The organism is Devosia albogilva (assembly GCF_042685625.1).
GTDB lineage: Bacteria > Pseudomonadota > Alphaproteobacteria > Rhizobiales > Devosiaceae > Devosia > Devosia albogilva.
Genome location: NZ_JBHUNP010000001.1, coordinates 3,494,416 through 3,511,197 on the forward strand (window position 1 = coordinate 3,494,416; position 16,782 = coordinate 3,511,197).

Here is a 16,782-nt window from a genome sequence, read left to right on the forward strand (position 1 = left end):
CCGCACGGCAAGGCAAGAGCTTTTGCGCAGATGGGGGTGCGGGAATGGCATGGGGGGTTCCGGCAGCACTGATGGTCGCGAAGTAAATGCGGAGCAGGCATCTACCGGCCATGCTCATGGGTGGCCTAGTGGTCTGCGCTCTGCTGGTGGTGCGTCTGGCCGACCCGACCCCAGTTCGGGTGCTGCGCGAGGCCACGTTCGACTTATACCAGCAGCTCAAGCCACGCTCCGCACCCACAGGACTACCCCTGCGCGTCGTCGCGATCGACGAGCCTTCACTGGCGCAACTCGGCCAGTGGCCATGGCCTCGCGAACTCCTCGCGAAGCTGACCGATACTCTGTTCGACCTCGGTGCGGCCGTCGTCGTGTACGACGTGCTGTTCCCAGAAGCTGAGCCCAGCGGCGGAGATACCGAATTCGCCCGGGCGCTGGCGGAGGCGCCGACCGTTCTGGCGATGGCTCGCGCGCCGGGTGGTGATCCGCCGCCCCGGGGACGGGGCGGGTTCGCAATGGTGGGAGGCGACCGAGTCGACGCCCTGCCGCCGCTTGACGCTGTCGCCGCACCATTACCGGTCCTGGGGGAAGCGGCAGCCGGACGGGGTGTGGCCAATCTCGACCGCGACGGCGCCAGCACGGCCCGGCGGCTGCCGCTGCTGTGGGATGCCGACGGGGAGCCCGCTGCGGCGCTGGCAGTGGAAGCACTGAGGCTGGCACAGGGCGGGCCGACCTTGGTACTGCACGTCGATTCTCAAGGACATCTGGGATCGCTGAGGGTAGGGGCGTTCGATGTTCCAACCGGCCCCAGCGGCGATCTCTGGCTCTACTATCGGCTGCCGGACAAGAGCCTGCTGATTCCCACGCACCAAGTGCTCGCAGGCGCGCCCGGTCTGCAGGAGCGGATCGCTGGGCACATCGTCCTCGTGGGCGCCACCGCGGCTGGTCTGGGTGATCTCCGCGCTGGAGCCTTGGGCGAGGCCGTTCCGGGAGTGCTGATCCACGCTCAGGCCATCGAGCAGATGCTGAGCAGCACATTCCTGCATCGATCCGACTGGACTGCCGGAATCGAGATCCTCATGGTTGTGGCCGCCTGCGGTGCGGTCATCGTGCTTTTGCCCGTCGCGGGGGCGATCGCCGGGGCAGCCTTCGCATTGACTGTTGGCGTGGCCATCGCCGCCAGCAGTTGGCTGTCGTTTGCCAACAACCTGGTCCTGCTGGATGCGACCTTTCCCATGCTCGCACTGATCATCACTTTTGCCGCGATGGCCCTGTTCCAGTTCGCGGTGGTTGATGCTGACAAGCGCAGGATCCGCGGGGCCTTCGCCCATTACGTCGCTCCATCGCTGCTGTCGCGGATCGAAACGGACGGCAGACTTCTGCGGCTGGGAGGCGAGTTGCGGGACATCACCGTGATGTTCTCGGATGTCCGGAACTTCACTGCCCTCAGCGAGCGCACCGAGCCGGCAGCATTGGTCGACACGCTCAACCGACTCTTTGCTGTTCTGGGGTCGGCCATCCTCTCCCGGCAGGGCACCATCGACAAGTTCATGGGTGATGCCGTGATGGCCTTCTGGAATGCGCCTGCGGACGTTCCGGATCATCCGAGGCTCGCCTGCCTGGCTGCCCTTGAGATGCGTGCGGCGTTGCGACGTCACAATCAGGGGGAGCCGACCCCGGTCGGGATCGGCATCGGCATTGCCACCGGTCCAGCCCTGGTGGGCAATGTCGGGTTCGAAGAGCGGTTCAACTACTCCTGCATCGGCGACACGGTGAACGTGGCCAGCCGACTGGAGGGCGCCAGCAAAGTTGTCGGCTATGACATCCTGGTGACCGCTGCCGTTGCCGCGGAGGTCGGCGATCTCGCCTTGCTGCCCGGTGGGCCGGTCACCCTGCGCGGCGTCAGCGCGCCGCTGGAGACATACCTGCTGGTGGGAACTTCCGAGATGGCGGCGGGAGCGGCCTTCCGCCGGCTGCAGGAGTGCCACGGGCAATTGCTGGATGACCTGCGCCGGGGGGATCTGGCGACCGCCCGGCTGGCGGAGTGTCGCGCGGTTGCGGAGGGCGTCGATGCAGGCCTTGGGCCGTTCTATGCCGCGCTGGCGGAGAGATTCGGAGCGGTGATGGCGGGGTGATGGGATGGGGGTGGTGGACGCAAACCCCCCACCTTACCTCCGCCGCTTGCGGGGGAGGGGGAGGAGAGAGCGGTGCGAGCCAGGAAGCACTCGGGTGTCATTCCCGCGAAAGCGGGAATCCAGCTTGAGGTGCTTGCACCACCACCTGGCGACCGTTGAGGGATCTCGGGATGGGCCCCGGCTCAAGGCCGGGGTGACACCGGGGGTGGGGAGAGGGTGGTGAAGGGTTGAGGGTGCCCCTACCTCCCTACTTTGCCAAGCGGTTTGGCTCCGGCCGGCTTGTGTTCATCGCCACCTCGCCTTGTGGGAAGACAACGGTGGGGCGGCGCGGGGCTTGCACATGACCTTGCAACGCACTCGGTGTCATTCCCGCGAAAGCGGGAATCCAGCCTGAGATGCTTGCACAACCACCTGGCGGCTGTTGGGGCATCTCGGGATGGCCCCCGGCTCGAGGCCGGGGTGACACCGGGGTGGGGAGAGGGTGGTGAAGGGGCGAGGGGCCCCCCACCTTTGCCCCGCGCGCGGGGGAGGGGGAGGAGAGAGCGGTGTCTGGGATGCCAGCCCGAAACAACTCGGTGTCATTCCCGCGAAAGCGGGAATCCAGCCTGAGGTGTTTTGTACAACCACCTGGCGGCCGTGGGGGCATCTCGAGATGGGCCCCCGCTTTCGGGGGGGTGACATCGAGGGTGGGGCGAGGGTGGTGAAGGGCCCCGGCGGGGCCAGAATGCCTTTGTGGATGGGAAGAATTACCCTGGACCTCTCGGCATTGGGGAGAGGGTGAGATCGGCGGAAATGCCTTTGGACCGAGAGGTCCAGGGGTTCAGATGGCCAGGTACTCTTGCCGCAGATCGGCGTTGTCGAGGACTTCCTTGGCCGAGCCGGTAAAGGCGACTTCGCCCGTGTCGAGGATGACGGCGCGGTCGGCGAGCTTCAGGGCCGCGATGGCGTTCTGCTCGACGATGATCGTGGTGATGCCGAGCGGCTTGATCGAGTGCAGGATGCGTTCGATCTCCTGCACGATCACGGGGGCGAGACCTTCGTAAGGTTCATCCAGCAACAGCAGCTTGAGATCACGCGCCAGAGCGCGGGCAATCGCCAGCATCTGCTGCTCGCCGCCCGAAAGAGTCACGCCCTCCTGCTTGCGCCGCTCTGCCAGGCGCGGGAAGCTCTCGTAGATCTGCTCGAGGCTCCAGCCGTTCCCAGGCGAGACCTTGGCGAGGGTTATGTTCTCCTCGACGGTAAGCCCCTGAATGATGCGGCGATCCTCCGGCACCAGCTGAATGCCCGCCCGCGCCGCCTCGAAGCTCTTCATGCGGTGAATGGCTTGGCCGTCGAGCCAGATCTCGCCCTGGCGCATCTGCGGGTTGTCGGTGCGGGCGATCGTACGCAGGGTCGAGGTCTTGCCTGCACCATTGCGGCCGAGCAGCGCCAGGATCTCGCCCTTGCGGACGTCCAGGGACACGCCCTGCACGATATAGCTCTCGCCGTAATAGGCGTGCAGATCACGGACGCTGAGGAAGGGGCGCGTGGTCTCGACCTCTGCGGCCTTGCTGCTGCTGACGATGTCGTTCTGCATGGCGATTGCACTCATCAGTGGGCCCCTCCGAGATACGCTTCCTGCACCTTGGGATTGCCGCGGACCTGATCGGGCGTGCCATCTGCGATGATGCGGCCCTGGGCCAACACGGAAATCTTGTCGGCGAGGGAGAACACGACGTGCATGTCGTGCTCGATGATGACCTTGGTCATCCCGCGCGCCTTGATCTTCTTGAGCAGTTCGATGGTGGTGTTGGTGTCGTGCCGGCTCATTCCCGCTGTCGGTTCGTCGAGCAGCAGCAGACGAGGGTGCTGGATCAGACACATAGCCAGTTCCATGCGGCGCTTGTCGCCTCGGCTGAGGCTGCCGGCATGGCTGGCTATGCGGCCGGTCAGGCCCACATCCTGGAGCATGTCCTCGGCTTCCTGGCGGATGGCCGTCTCGCTCTCCAGCGAGCGCAGCATGTTGAGCTTGAAGGCGCCATCGCGCTTCGCCAGTGCCGGGATCATCACATTCTGCAGCACCGTCAGGTCGGAGAAGATTTCCGGGGTCTGGAACACTCGGGCAATGCCGAGCTGATTGATCTGGTGCGGCTTGCGACCGGTCAGGACAGTCCCATCGAACACGACCTGCCCGCTGGAGGGGGCGAGCTTGCCGATGATGACGTTGAGCAGTGTCGACTTGCCGGCCCCGTTCGGCCCGATGATGGCGTGGGTCTTGCCGGCCTCGATCTGGAGGTCGATGTCGGCGAGGGCGTGGAGCCCTCCGAACCGCTTGTGAACGTCAGCGACGTGCAGGACGATATTGGGTTGGGTCATGGCTGCCTCATCACTCAGCGGGTTGGGTCCGGACGGCGGCGGTGCCCTTTGGCCCGCGGGGACGGTTCACCCAGTGCCAGAGGCGCCGCACCCCTTCCATGATGCCGCCGGGCAGGAACACCACGACGAGGACGAACACGAGCCCCAGGGTCAGGAACCACCCCTCACCCACAAACTTGGAGGTGATGGTGACCATGGTGTCGGCAAATCCCTCCGGCAGGAAGCTGTAGAACCGGGCGAGGACCTGGTCGTTGAGCGCCGACAGGATGTTCTCGAAATACTTGATCAGCCAGGCGCCGATCACCGGCCCGACGAGCGTTCCCACGCCGCCCAGGATGGTCATCAGCACTACCTCGCCCGAGGCGGTCCACTGCATGCGCTCGGCACCGGCCAGCGGATCGGTGACGGCAAGGAGCGCGCCGGCGAGGCCCGCATACATCCCCGAGATCACGAAGGCTGCCAGCGTGTATGGCTTGGTGTTGAAGCCGGTGTAGTTCATGCGCGTCTGGTTGGACTTGATGCCTTTGAGCATCATGCCGAATGGCGAGCCGCTGATCCTCTGGGCGATGAAGAAGCCCAGGATCAGGAAACCGGCGCAGAAGTAGAAGCCGGCATAGCCGCCGAGCGACTGCCCGAGCAGGGTCGGGACCGGCTGGCCGGGCGCGGCTTCGCCGAACAGACGGTCCAAGTGGCGCGGATCGCTGATGGTGAGCTGAAGACCCGTTTCGCCATTGGTGATCGGTGTCAGTACCGAGTAGGCGAGATTGTAGCTCATCTGCGCGAAGGCGAGGGTGAGGATCGAGAAGTAGATCCCGGAGCGCCGCAGGCTGAGATAGCCGATCACCAGAGCGAACACGCCGGACACCAGGATCGCGAGGATCATGGCGGGCAGGGCGTCGAGCGTGAACAGCTTGAACGACCACACCGCCGCATAGGAGCCCACACCGAAGAACGCGGCGTGGCCGAAGCTGAGATAGCCGGTGAGCCCGAACAGGATGTTGAAGCCGACGGCGAAGAGCCCGAAGATCATGAAGCGCTGCAGCAGGTCGGGGTAGGCGGCGCCGAACGGCGCGAGCCAGATCGGCATCGCCAGCACGACGATGGTGAAGCCGAGGAAGAGAAAGAGGTCGTTGCGGGGCATCACGTTCATTTATCAGGCCTCCATCACACCGCGGCGGCCCATGAGACCACGCGGGCGGACGAGTAGAATGACCACGGCAACCAGGTAGATGATGATCTGGTCGATGCCGGGCAGGACGGCCTTCACCTGGTTCATTGAGGCGAAGGACTGCAGAATACCGAGCAGGAACCCGGCGGCTACGGCGCCCGGCAGCGATCCCATGCCGCCGACCACGACCACCACGAAGCTGAGGACCAGGAAGTCCATGCCGATGTGGTAGTTGGGCGGCAGGATCGGCGTGTACATGACGCCCGCCATGCCGGCGACGACGGCGGCGAGCCCGAACACGATGGTGAAGCGCCGGTCGATGTTGATGCCGAGCAGCCCGACGGTCTCGCGATCGGCCATGCCGGCGCGGACCACCATGCCGAAGGTGGTGAACTGCAGGAAGGCGAACACGGCACCGATCACGAGGGCGGCGAACAGGAAGTAGACCAGCCGCCAGATCGGGTAGGTGATGACATTGGCCTGCATGCCGAGCCAGGCGCCGATATCGGCGGCACCGCGCAGGTCGGTGGGCATTGGCTGCGGAATGGGATTGGGGCCGAAGAAGGCCTTGATCACTTCCTGCGCCACGATGGCGAGGCCAAAGGTCACCAGGATCTGTTCGGCATGCGAGCGCTTGTAGAAGTGCTTGATGATGCCGCGCTCGAGCACGATGCCGATCACCAGCATGATCGGGATGGTCACGATGATGGCCACCGGCACCGAGTAGTTCACCAGCACGGCGCCAAAGTCGCCGAGCCAGGCCTGCACCAGCGGTTCACGCACCTCGAGTGGTGCGCCCCAGGGCGACAATTGGGTCGGATCGATCGTGACCGTTTCCAAGGTGAGAAGCTGGCGCACCAGCACGGCGCAGAAGGCGCCGAGCATGAACAGAGCGCCATGGGCGAAGTTGACGACGCCGAGCGTGCCGAACACCAGCGTCAGGCCGAGGGCAATCAGCGCGTACGCGGCGCCCTTGTCCAGCCCGTTGAGGAATTGAAGAAAGATGACTTCGAACATGACGTGCTCCGATCAGAGGGAGCCGGCGGCAAGCCGCCGGCTCTTCGCACTCGTCCTGCACTTCGCTTGCCCCTCGTGATCCACGGACCTGATGGCCATGGATCGCCCCAGCGTGGCCGGACGAGGACGACTGCAGATGAGACCGACTGCTGTCTCAGGCGCAGAGCGGAACCGGCTCTGCCGGACCGAGCTCGCCACCGAAGATCGTCGGGTCATAGGTCGTGACGTCGCGACCGACTTCCTGGATCACGTTCAAGACGTCGAACTCGCTGGTCGGGCTCTCATTGCCCTGGACCACGAGAACCGACTTCATGCACTGGTGGTCTTCGGCGCGGTACAGCGTCGGGCCGTTGCCCATGCCGTCGAACTCGTGCCCTTCGAGTGCCGCGATCACCGCCGGCGGATAGAAGGTGCCGGCGCGCTCCACTGCATCCGCGTAAAGCAGCATCTGGACGTAGGCGGTGTGGGCGGCCTGCGACGGCGGCGAGCCATAGGCAGCACCGAACGACTTGGTGAAGGCGATGGAGCCCGCGTCCTGCTGGTTCCAGTGCCAGTTGGAGGTGCCGAAGACCCCGCGCACCGCTTCGCCGGCGCCCTTGGCCATCAGTTCCGAGATCAGCGGCGTCACGATCTCGAACTGCTTGCCATTGGCTTCGCGGTCACGCAGGCCGAACTGCACGGCCTGTGGCAGCGAGTTCACCATGTCGAGGCCGTAGTGGTTGAGGATCAGCAGGTCCGCGCCGGAGTTGAGGATCGGCGTGAGGTACTGCGAATAGTCGGTGGAGCCGAGTGGGGTGCGCACCGCCGCGACGGTTTCCCAGCCGAGAGCCTCGGTGGCCGCGATCATCGATTCTTCCTGGGTCCAGCCCCAGGTGTAATCGGCGGTCAGGTGGTAGGCGCGGCGTTCGTTGCCGTATTCCTGGCCAAGCACCGGGCCGAGCGCGATGCCGGACTGGTAGGCGTTGAAGAAGTGCCGGAAGCCGTAGCGACGCTTGTCCTTGCCGGTCGTGTCGTTCGAGTGGGTGAGGCCGGCCATGAAGATGACGCCCATCTCCTGGCACAGACCCTGCACGGCGATGGCTTCGCCCGAGGACGAACCGCCGGTGATCATGATGGCACCATCGCGCTCGATCATGCGGGTAGCACCGGCGCGGGCCACGTCGGACTTGGTCTGGCTGTCCGAGGACACGTAGGTGACGCGCTTGCCCAGGATGCCGTTGCCCTTGAGCGCCGAAGGAGTCATCACGCTGATGAGGCCGCCATCACCTTCACCGTTGAGGTGGGCAATCGCCAGCTCATAGGCCTTTTGCTCGTCGGCACCTTCTTCGGCATAGGCACCGGTGAGGGGCAGGTTCAGCCCGATGGTGACGGTGTCACCGGTGGGGTTGTTGCAGAAGTCCTGTTCCTGGGCCCAGGCGCCCTTGGTGAAGATCATTGGCGCGACGCCAGTGCTCAGGATGCCGGCCATGCCGGTCTGCAGCACACGGCGGCGGCTAAAGCCACGCTTGAAAGCTGTCATCGATTTCCTCCTTTGGCGCGGGGCAATTGGTACATAGCCAATGGCTCACCGCTGGCCGATTATGAGTCCGACCTGCAAAGGGGCGCAACACGTCGTTGTAATCCAAGCGTAATTCTGTAAATACTTGTGCTGAAAGCGCCGTAGAAGTGTCAACTCATTGACTCCCGGTGCAGAGGGGGAGGGGCGGCACGTGCGTGCACCCATCGGATTCCGCATCAGCAACCGGCGGAAATCGTTGCGGATTTCCCAAGCGGCCCTGGCTCGCCTGGTTGGCATTTCCCCGAGCTATCTGAACCTCATCGAGAACAACAAGCGGGACGTCGGCGGAGCCCTGCTCAACCGCATCGCGGCCCAGCTTGACATCGATATCGACGACCTCGCCGGTCGCGCCGAGCAGAAACTGCTGCAGGATCTCGAAGAAGCATTCGCTGATCCCATGCTTGAGTCGCTGCCGTTTCAGCCGGACGAAAGACGCGAGTTGGTGGCGCAGTATCCGGCGAGCGCGGCAGCGCTGGCGAGGCTGCACCGCGCCTATGCCGCTGCCCGGACGAACGCGGACGCCTTTGCCGACAGGCTACGGTCCGACCCGCTGCTGAGCCAGTTGTTGCACCAGGTTCTTTCGGGGATCACGGCAATCCGCTCCAGTGCGGAAATCCTGGCCGACGTCCCGGACCTGGGGGAGGAGGAACGCGCCCGGTTCGTGGCCGCCATCGGCCGCGAGGCCCTGGCCCTGACCGATGTCGCGCGCAACCTCATCGGCCAGTTCGACGTGTCCAGCCAGAACCAGCGGGGCGTATCGGCGGCCAGAGAGATCGATGATCTGATCATCGAACGCCAGAACTACTTCCCCAGGCTGGAGTCAGTGGCCGAAATTCTCCGTGCTGAACTGGATCGGTTCGGCTCATTCGGAGTGGCCACTCTCTCTGACCAGTTGAGCACCCGCTTCGGCGTTCATATCCGGATCGGCGGTGCAGCTCCCGTGCCGGGCTACCCCGGGCAATATCACTACCATGCTGCCACGCGCTCGATGTGGTTTCATGGCGCCACGACACTTGCGACCCGTCAGTTCCAGCTAGCGCGATTGTTCGGCGAACTCGCGGCGCAGGATGCGGTCCATCAGGAGCTTGACGCCTCTCAGTTGCAGGCGCCAACGGCACGACGGCTGGCGGCGCGCGCCCTCGGCTCTTATCTCGCCGGCGCAATCGTGCTGCCCTATGAGAGCTTCCTGTCCGATGCAGAGTCGTGTCGCTATGACATCGACCATCTGCGGCAGGACTATCGCGCGAGCTTCGAACAGGTCGCACATCGGCTAGTGACGCTGAGACGGCCCGGTGCCGAGGGCGTGCCTTTCGGATTTCTGCGCTCCGACCCGGCCGGCCGATTGACCAAACACTTCCCGTTACCCGGCCTGCTGCTCCCCAATAGTGGCCATGCCTGTCCGTTGTGGGCCATTTACGGTGCGTTCAGGCAGCCCGAGATGATCGTACGGCAGGCGGTGCGCTTTTCCGATGGGTCGCGATACCTGTTCATTGCTCGCACGGCGCAACGGCGTTCCGCCGCCTTCAAGGAACCTATGGTTTGGTCCTCCGTCATGCTGGCCTGCGACGTGTTGCACGCAGATCGAACAGTCTACGGAGCCGGACTCGATCTGGCGGACCGGGAGGCCGACGTGCTGGTGGGGCCGAGTTGCCGGCTTTGTACCCGCCATGACTGCCCGGCACGACAGGAAGAGGCGTTGTCCCCGGCGGGAACCGTCCCGGGGCTCCGCGGTCCGCTGGTGGTGCCGGAGAGGCCACTTGGCGAGCCTGCCTGATTGCGATTTACTGAAAAGTGTTCGCGGAGGGGAGACCGCGGGCGACAAGGGGGGAAATTGGCAATCGACATACTCATCGCCGAGGACGAGCCGAGCATCCTGGAATCGCTCGATTTCATTCTGAGGCGCGCCGGCTGGACCATCAGCTCGGTCAGCGACGGCGAGGCAGCACTCGAAGCTGTCAGGACGCTGCAGCCGCGTATGCTCGTGCTCGACGTCATGCTGCCCAGGCGCAGCGGGTTCGACGTGCTGAAGCAATTGCGAAGCGAGACGGCAACACGCAGCCTGCCGGTTCTTATCCTGACCGCCAAAGGCCAACAGCAGGATCGACGCACGGCCGAGGAACTGGGCGCGGATGGCTTCGTCACAAAGCCCTATGCCAATGCCGAGGTCGTGGGCGCTGTCAGGCACCTGCTGGGCGACGATGCCGACGCAACGTAAACTCGTCGGGGGTATGTTCCTGTTGGTGGCACTGGGCGGAGCCCTCATGCTGCCGCCACTGGTGTACGTCTTCAATCAGCCGCTGACGGTCTTCGGTGTGCCGTTGATCGTATTCTACCTTTTTGGACTCTGGTTCCTGCTGATCGTAGGCACAGCGGTGATGACACGCGCAGTGCCCCCGGACTCGGACCCTGAAGCCCCGGAGAGTGAGCGCTGATGCTCTCGGCGGACTTCGTCATTGCCACCGCGATCGGCTATGTCTGCCTGTTGTTTGTGTTGGCCTATTTCGGCGACCGGCGCGCCCGAACCAACCCCAAGTCGTTCCTGCACTCGCCAGCGGTCTATACGCTGTCGATTTCCGTCTACTGCACCAGTTGGACCTTCTACGGCGCGGTGGGGAATGCCGCGCGTAGCGGACTCGAGTTCCTCACCATCTATCTCGGACCCACGCTGGTCTTTGTCGGCTGGTGGTTCCTGTTGCGGCGGCTCGTGCGGATCAGTCACCTGCAGCGCATTACCTCCGTTGCCGACCTGCTGTCCTCCCGCTTCGGCAAGTCCAGCCGGCTAGCGGTGCTGGTCACCTGCATCGCCGTTATCGGCATCGCCCCCTACATCGCGCTGCAGCTCAAGGCCGTGACCTCGTCCATCCAGGCCGTAGCCGGCGCCTCGGAATTCGGTCACGGCAGTCTTGCCGGCATCGACGACGGTACACTGGCCCTGGGTGTTGCGGCGGGCATGGCGCTCTTCACCATCCTGTTCGGCACGCGGCATCTCGACGCCAAGGAACAGCATCACGGCGTCGTCGCCGCCATCGCCTTCGAGGCGGTGGTGAAACTCGCCGCGCTGGTCGCGGTCGGTGCCTTCGTGGTCTATGTCGGCGGTGGCTTCGAAGCGATATTCAGCCAGGCCGCCGCCGTCGGCGTGCAGGTGAATTCCGACCAGACCTTCGATGCACGCTGGTTTACGACGCTGCTGCTGTCGGTGGCCGCCATCGTCTGCCTGCCGCGGCAGTTTCAGGTAACGGTGGTCGAGAACTCGGACGAAAGCCACCTGCGCGTCGCGAGTTGGGCGTTCCCCGCCTACATGCTGCTGATGAGCATCTTCATCCTGCCCATCGCCGTGATCGGGCTGACGACGATGCCACCGGGGTCCAATCCCGATATGTTCGCCCTGACCCTGCCCATGGCGTTCGATCAGGATCTGCTGGCGCTGCTTGCCTTTATCGGCGGATTTTCATCCGCCACCTCGATGATCATTCTCGAATCCATCGCCCTGTCGATCATGGTGTCGAACCACATCATCATGCCCCTGATCCTGCGGTTCGGTTCAGGCGATGGAGGCGAGGGGCAGGGAATGACGCGGGTGCTGCTGACGGCCCGCCGCTTTTCCATCGTACTGATCCTGTCGCTTGGGCTCTCCTACTTCTTCTTCGCTCGAGATTCGGATGGCCTGGCGCAGATCGGCCTTATCTCCTTCACCGCGATCGCGCAGTTTTTCCCGGCGGTGATCGCGGCCCTGTTTTGGCGTGAGGCGTCGCTCAAGGCGGCGACCAGCGCCATTGCTCTCGGCTTTGCCTTCTGGGTGTGGTGCAGCTTCCTGCCGTCATTCGAGTCGGTTTCACCCCAGGTGGCCACGTTGCTGCGTGAAGGGCCCTGGGGGATATCCTGGCTCCGCCCGGAAGCCATGTTCGGACTCGATGGCCTCGACCCGCTGGCGCACGCGGCGTTCTGGAGCCTCACGATCAATGTCCTGACCTTGACCACAATGTCGCTGCTGACCAGCCAGTCGGCACTAGAACGGGTACAGGCCAGCGTCTTTGTCGACGTTTTCCGGCGCGGAGGCCCCCGAGGCAGCTTCGTCCGTGGATCTGCCACCGCCAACGACCTCTATTTCGTGGCCGAACGTGTGCTCGGGGAAAGACGGGCCGTGGCGCTCTTCGAGGCCGAGGCGCGGGACCTCGGGGTGGAGCCAGACATGCTCGAGCCCTCCCCGGATTTCATCGACAGGCTCGAGCGAGAGCTTGCTGGCGCCATCGGCGCGGCTTCCGCCCACGTGATGCTGTCCAAGGTGGTTTCCGGCACCGCCGTCTCGCTCGAAGAGATGATGCAGATGGCGGACGAAACCCAGCAGGTAATCCAGTATTCCCAGCAGCTCGAGAAAACCTCGGCCGAACTGCGCTCGACAGCGCAGCAGCTCGAGGAGGTGAACGCCCAGTTGCGGGAGCTCGATAGCCAGAAGGACGAGTTCCTGAGCCAGGTGAGCCACGAGGTTCGCACCCCCATGACCTCGATCCGCTCGTTTTCCGAGATCTTGCTGGATGGAACGGAGATCGAGGAGCGCCAGCGCACGCATTTCGTCCGCACCATTCACCAGGAGAGCGTGCGACTGACGCGATTGCTGGACGAGATCCTGGACCTGTCGGCACTGGAACGGGGGGAGCGTAGCTGGGAGAACGTTCCGGTAGATGCGGAGGCGGCCTTGGACCGGGCCCTGGCGGTGTGCGAAGCCCTGCTGCGGCAACGCGGCATGCACGTCGAATTCGGCGAACGCGCCGGCACAACGATCATCGAGGGCGACGCCGACAGGCTTTGCCAGGTATTCATCAACGTCATCTCCAACGCGGTGAAATACAATGACGCAGACAAGCCGGTTATGCGCGTGAACTCCGCCATCCGCACCGGCCACTATGTCGTCGACATTGCCGATAACGGGCCCGGCATTCCGAAGACCGAACGCAACCTGATCTTTGAAAAGTTCGCCCGCGGCGAGCGTGGCATGGTGGAACAGGCCGGGGCCGGGCTTGGGCTCGCGATCTCGCGCCAGATCGTCGCGCGCATGAACGGCTCGCTGGACCTGGTGTCCAGCCCCCTTTCAGGCGCCTGTTTCCGAGTGAAACTGGCTGTGGCGAAGTAGCGCCGGTCAGTGGTTCCCCGAGTCGGGGATGTTGAGCAGATGGCCGCAGGCCTTGCAGTGAACGGCGTCAGGCTCGTGCTTCTGCAGGCCGCATTCGGGGCAGGGGAAGTGGACCTTCGCCGGGCGGAAGATCGCCTGCGCCAGGCGCACGAACAACGAAATGCCGATGATCATGATGACGATCGAGGTCAGCTTGCCGAAGGTGCCCGGCAGGATGATGTCACCGAACCCCGTAGTGGTCACGGTTGTGACGGTGAAATAGAGAGCGTCGACATAGCCGTGAATGTCGCCTCGGCCGTTGCCGGCGAAGGCGGTGTAGACGAAGCCGGTGACGACGAACAGGAACACGAACAGGTTGATCACGGCCTGAATCGGTTCGCGATAGATCGCCAGGCCACGCTTCAGGAACGGGCGCCAGAACACGCTGCTGCGGGTGAGCGTCCAGAGCCTGAGGATGCGCAGGAAGCCGAAGTTGAAGAACCAGGCGGGGGCGAGCAGCGTCGCCAGGATGAAGATGTCGATGATCACCGGAAGCTGGCGCAGCCACCGCAAGACGTGCTTGGACGCAAGGGCCCGTGCAACCAGGTCGAGCGTCAGCAGCGCTGCGATCGACAGATCGATCCACAGGAAGTGCTTGGCATCGCGCAGCAACGGACTGGCGATGAAGAAGCCGATGATGGCGAGATCCACCAGCAGCACGGCGCTCTGGAAGCGCAGGGCCGCCGGCGATTGTCCGTGGTACAGCACCCGGAGCTGGCTTCTCAGGCGGGCGACGCGCCCGGATTCCGCCTCCTCAGCCCTCGTCTTTGCGTCCAGGATTCAGCCTCCTACGGCCCTTGTGGGCGAACCGGCGGCGGAGGGGGCGGACGCCCTCCGGGAACGCCGTCCGTGCCGACCGCTTCGGGAACGCCGGCTTCCGTGACCGGTTCCGTGCAGCGGACGGTGCCGCCGACTCGGAACTCTGGCAGCAGCGGCTGCTGGAAACGGGCGTAGCGGAACCTCAGGCTGATCGGCACGCGCTCGGCATCTCGCGGGCCGAACCGTACGGCGCCGGCTGACGCGGCGACGCCGATGTCGCAGCGGTTCACCAGCTCGGTGCATCCGCCCGAGCGCGAGCAGAGCTCGACCGCGCCCTCGTAGAGCATCACGCGGGTTTCGCTCCGGTCCACGTCGAAGTCGAATTTGGTGCCGCGGATGGCGATGGTGGCGGTGGGCGAGGTGATGGAATAGGCCGGTTTCGGGCTGTTTCCACTGAGGAACCGGAAGGTTCCGCCCAGCGCGTCGACGGCGAATTTGCTTGCCGATCCGGGGCCGGCCAGCAGGTAGGATTCGATGGTAAGGGCGCTGCCGGGGCCGACGACGATGCGGGTTTGGTCGTCGAAAAGCAGCTGCACGACGCCTTGTGGACCGGTGATCACCGTCTCGCCGACGGTGATATCGGCGCCGACGACGAGGGTGCGTTGGCCGGTGGTGCCGCGGGCATGGGCGTCCGGGTCGACGTCGACGGCAGTTCCCTGGGTGGCCATGGCGTGTGCCGAAAAGGCGAGCGGCGCCAAGAGGATGGCTAGGAGTGCGGGCCAGCTATGTCGCAGCAGTGTGGTCATGACGTGATCCTTGGATGAACGTGCATGAACGATGTCTGAATGCGGCATGATCGTCGTCTGAAGCGCTCCCGGCGTCAATCTCCCGTTCCATAGCCGCAGTTGCGGGCGATCCTGCCAACGGCTATGTCCGAAGGAATCGAGACCGGCGCCAAGAGGCAGCATGAAACTGGCATTCGTCATTCCGGCCTATAACGAGGAGGCCCTGATCGGCAAATGCCTCGAGAGCGTCGTGGCCGAGGTCGCACGCAGCGGGCGGCCCGCCGGGATCATCGTCGTCAACAATGCTTCCTCGGACCGCACCGGCGAGATCGCGCGCAGCTTCCCCGGCGTCGAGGTGGTGGACGAGCCCAAGAAGGGCCTGGTGAATGCACGGGACGCCGGCTTTGCCGCTAGCGCGGGGTACGACCTCGTCGCCAATATCGACGCCGACACCATGGTGCCGGAAGGCTGGCTCGATACCGTCTATAGCGAGTTCGAGCGCGACGGCGGCCTGGTGTGTTTGTCCGGTCCCTACATCTACTATGATTTGAGCGGCTGGAATCGCTTCCTGGTCGAGGCGTTCTACGTCCTCACCAAGCTGATCTACCTGGTGAACCGCTACGTGCTCCGGGTCGGCTCGGTGGTGCAGGGGGGCAATTTCGTGTTCAAGCGTCAGGCTTGGGCCGATGTCGGCGGGTACGATCGCTCCATCGAGTTCTTCGGCGAAGACACCGATGTTGCCGTCCGGCTGTCAAGGGTCGGCGGAGTCAAATGGACCTTCAAGCTGAAGATGAAGACCTCCGGCCGCAGGCTTGAAAAGGAAGGCGTATTCAAGACTGCAGCGACTTATACGCTCAACTTCTTTTGGGTGACCTTCCGCGGCAGGCCGGCAACCAAGGACTACACCGACATACGGCGGCAATAACGGGCGTGTAACTCTCCGACGCTAGCCTTGGGAGAAACGATGGGGGGCACATGGCGCAGACCGATCCGGCAATCGATATCGACCATGTCGCTCCCGACGAGGGCGCCGACCGGCTGTCGGCCATTCTGCGGGCGATTGCCAGAGACGGGACGCGCGAACGGATCTCCATCGGAGACCTGCTCCACGCCATGGAACATCGGGCGATCGGCGCGCTGATGTTCATTTTCGCGGTGCCGAATGCCATTCCGGTGCCGCCGGGCGTTTCCGCTGTTCTCGGAGCGCCGCTGATCTTCCTGTCGTTTCAGTTGATGCTCGGACAGCGCCCGTGGCTGCCGCGGGTCATCACCGACCGCTCGCTGTCGCGCCACGAATTCGAAAAGGTCGTGGACCTCGCCGCTCCCTGGCTCGCCAAGGCAGAGCGCCTGATGCGCCCACGGCTGCAGCAACTGGCGCGCCCACCGGCGGAGTATGTGGTCGGGCTGGTATGCCTGATCCTGGCGGTGATCCTGTTCCTGCCGATCCCGCTCGGCAACATGCTGCCGGCGTTCACAATCTGCGTGCTGGCGCTCGGCGTGCTCGAGCGCGACGGCGTGTGGATCATCATCGGCATGATCCTTGCCGTGGTGGCGGTGGTGATCGTCTGGGGCGTGGTGCTGGCGCTCGCCTGGAGCGCGCTGTTCGTCCTCAGCAACGTGTTCGGCTGGCAGCTGCCGTTCGTGTCGTGACCAATCGTTAACGATTCGACCGCAAGGCTGACCGGGTAAGCCCGGAGCCGACCGCGGATGTCGATCTCGATGCAGATGCCGGTCATGCCGCAGGTAGCGACGCTGTTGCGCAACCCGCCCTCGCTGGCACTTGCACTTCAGGCCGGACAGGTGCTCGACGCCAAGGTGGTCGGTCCGGGGACCGGCGGCACCAT

Annotated in this window: 14 protein-coding genes; 7 read left to right on the forward strand and 7 right to left on the reverse strand. The window is 64.5% G+C overall.

The features are described 5' to 3' along the window. The first annotated feature begins 86 nt into the window (after window positions 1-86). A complete protein-coding gene (locus ACFSX5_RS17465; RefSeq protein ID WP_386835150.1) occupies window positions 87-2,129 on the forward strand; it encodes a CHASE2 domain-containing protein in 2,043 nt (680 codons plus the stop codon). 820 nt (window positions 2,130-2,949) lie between these two features. Here the strand turns inward: ACFSX5_RS17465 and ACFSX5_RS17470 are convergent. The 5 genes from ACFSX5_RS17470 to ACFSX5_RS17490 form a co-directional block, all read right to left on the reverse strand. Beyond that, the gene (locus tag ACFSX5_RS17470; RefSeq protein WP_386835680.1) at window positions 2,950-3,705 is read right to left on the reverse strand and encodes an ABC transporter ATP-binding protein; all 756 of its coding nucleotides are present in this window, start codon (window positions 3,703-3,705) and stop codon (window positions 2,950-2,952) included. A gap of 14 nt (window positions 3,706-3,719) precedes the next feature. Continuing rightward, window positions 3,720-4,484: an ABC transporter ATP-binding protein gene (locus ACFSX5_RS17475; protein ID WP_386835151.1), complete on the reverse strand. Its 765-nt coding sequence runs from the start codon at window positions 4,482-4,484 to the stop codon at window positions 3,720-3,722. Window positions 4,485-4,494: 10 nt separating this feature from the next. Further along, window positions 4,495-5,634, reverse strand: a complete 1,140-nt coding sequence (locus ACFSX5_RS17480; protein ID WP_386835152.1) for a branched-chain amino acid ABC transporter permease — start codon at window positions 5,632-5,634, stop codon at window positions 4,495-4,497. 3 nt (window positions 5,635-5,637) lie between these two features. After that, window positions 5,638-6,669 (reverse strand): branched-chain amino acid ABC transporter permease, encoded by a 1,032-nt coding sequence (locus tag ACFSX5_RS17485; protein ID WP_386835153.1) that lies wholly within the window; start codon window positions 6,667-6,669, stop codon window positions 5,638-5,640. Window positions 6,670-6,823: 154 nt separating this feature from the next. Next, window positions 6,824-8,188 carry a substrate-binding protein gene (locus ACFSX5_RS17490; protein WP_386835154.1) on the reverse strand — a complete coding sequence of 455 codons (1,365 nt, stop codon included), beginning with the start codon at window positions 8,186-8,188 and terminating at the stop codon, window positions 6,824-6,826. A gap of 190 nt (window positions 8,189-8,378) precedes the next feature. Between ACFSX5_RS17490 and ACFSX5_RS17495 the strand changes: the two genes are divergently transcribed. Genes ACFSX5_RS17495 through ACFSX5_RS17510 form a run of 4 tightly spaced genes read left to right on the forward strand, consistent with a single transcriptional unit; the run spans window position 8,379 to window position 13,355 of the window. After that, window positions 8,379-10,001 carry a helix-turn-helix domain-containing protein gene (locus ACFSX5_RS17495; RefSeq protein WP_386835155.1) on the forward strand — a complete coding sequence of 541 codons (1,623 nt, stop codon included), beginning with the start codon at window positions 8,379-8,381 and terminating at the stop codon, window positions 9,999-10,001. A gap of 57 nt (window positions 10,002-10,058) precedes the next feature. Then, window positions 10,059-10,442: a response regulator transcription factor gene (locus ACFSX5_RS17500; RefSeq protein WP_386835156.1), complete on the forward strand. Its 384-nt coding sequence runs from the start codon at window positions 10,059-10,061 to the stop codon at window positions 10,440-10,442. A 46-nt stretch (window positions 10,443-10,488) separates the two neighbouring features. Further along, window positions 10,489-10,659, forward strand: a complete 171-nt coding sequence (locus ACFSX5_RS17505; RefSeq protein ID WP_386835157.1) for a hypothetical protein — start codon at window positions 10,489-10,491, stop codon at window positions 10,657-10,659. Next, window positions 10,659-13,355, forward strand: coding sequence for an ATP-binding protein (locus ACFSX5_RS17510; RefSeq protein ID WP_386835158.1), 2,697 nt, complete (start codon window positions 10,659-10,661; stop codon window positions 13,353-13,355). The genes ACFSX5_RS17505 and ACFSX5_RS17510 overlap by 1 nt, the downstream gene beginning before the upstream one ends. A 6-nt stretch (window positions 13,356-13,361) precedes the next feature. Here ACFSX5_RS17510 and ACFSX5_RS17515 read toward each other — a convergent pair whose 3' ends face one another. Beyond that, window positions 13,362-14,171: an ion channel gene (locus tag ACFSX5_RS17515; RefSeq protein ID WP_386835682.1), complete on the reverse strand. Its 810-nt coding sequence runs from the start codon at window positions 14,169-14,171 to the stop codon at window positions 13,362-13,364. An 11-nt stretch (window positions 14,172-14,182) separates the two neighbouring features. Then, window positions 14,183-14,959 carry a FecR family protein gene (locus ACFSX5_RS17520; RefSeq protein WP_386835159.1) on the reverse strand — a complete coding sequence of 259 codons (777 nt, stop codon included), beginning with the start codon at window positions 14,957-14,959 and terminating at the stop codon, window positions 14,183-14,185. Window positions 14,960-15,119: 160 nt separating this feature from the next. On the opposite strand from ACFSX5_RS17520, the gene ACFSX5_RS17525 reads away from it, so the two are divergent. Beyond that, window positions 15,120-15,863, forward strand: coding sequence for a glycosyltransferase family 2 protein (locus ACFSX5_RS17525; RefSeq protein WP_386835160.1), 744 nt, complete (start codon window positions 15,120-15,122; stop codon window positions 15,861-15,863). A gap of 50 nt (window positions 15,864-15,913) precedes the next feature. Then, entirely contained in the window at window positions 15,914-16,588 is a 675-nt protein-coding gene (locus tag ACFSX5_RS17530; RefSeq protein ID WP_386835161.1) for an exopolysaccharide biosynthesis protein, read from the forward strand. Window positions 16,589-16,782: the final 194 nt, after the last annotated feature.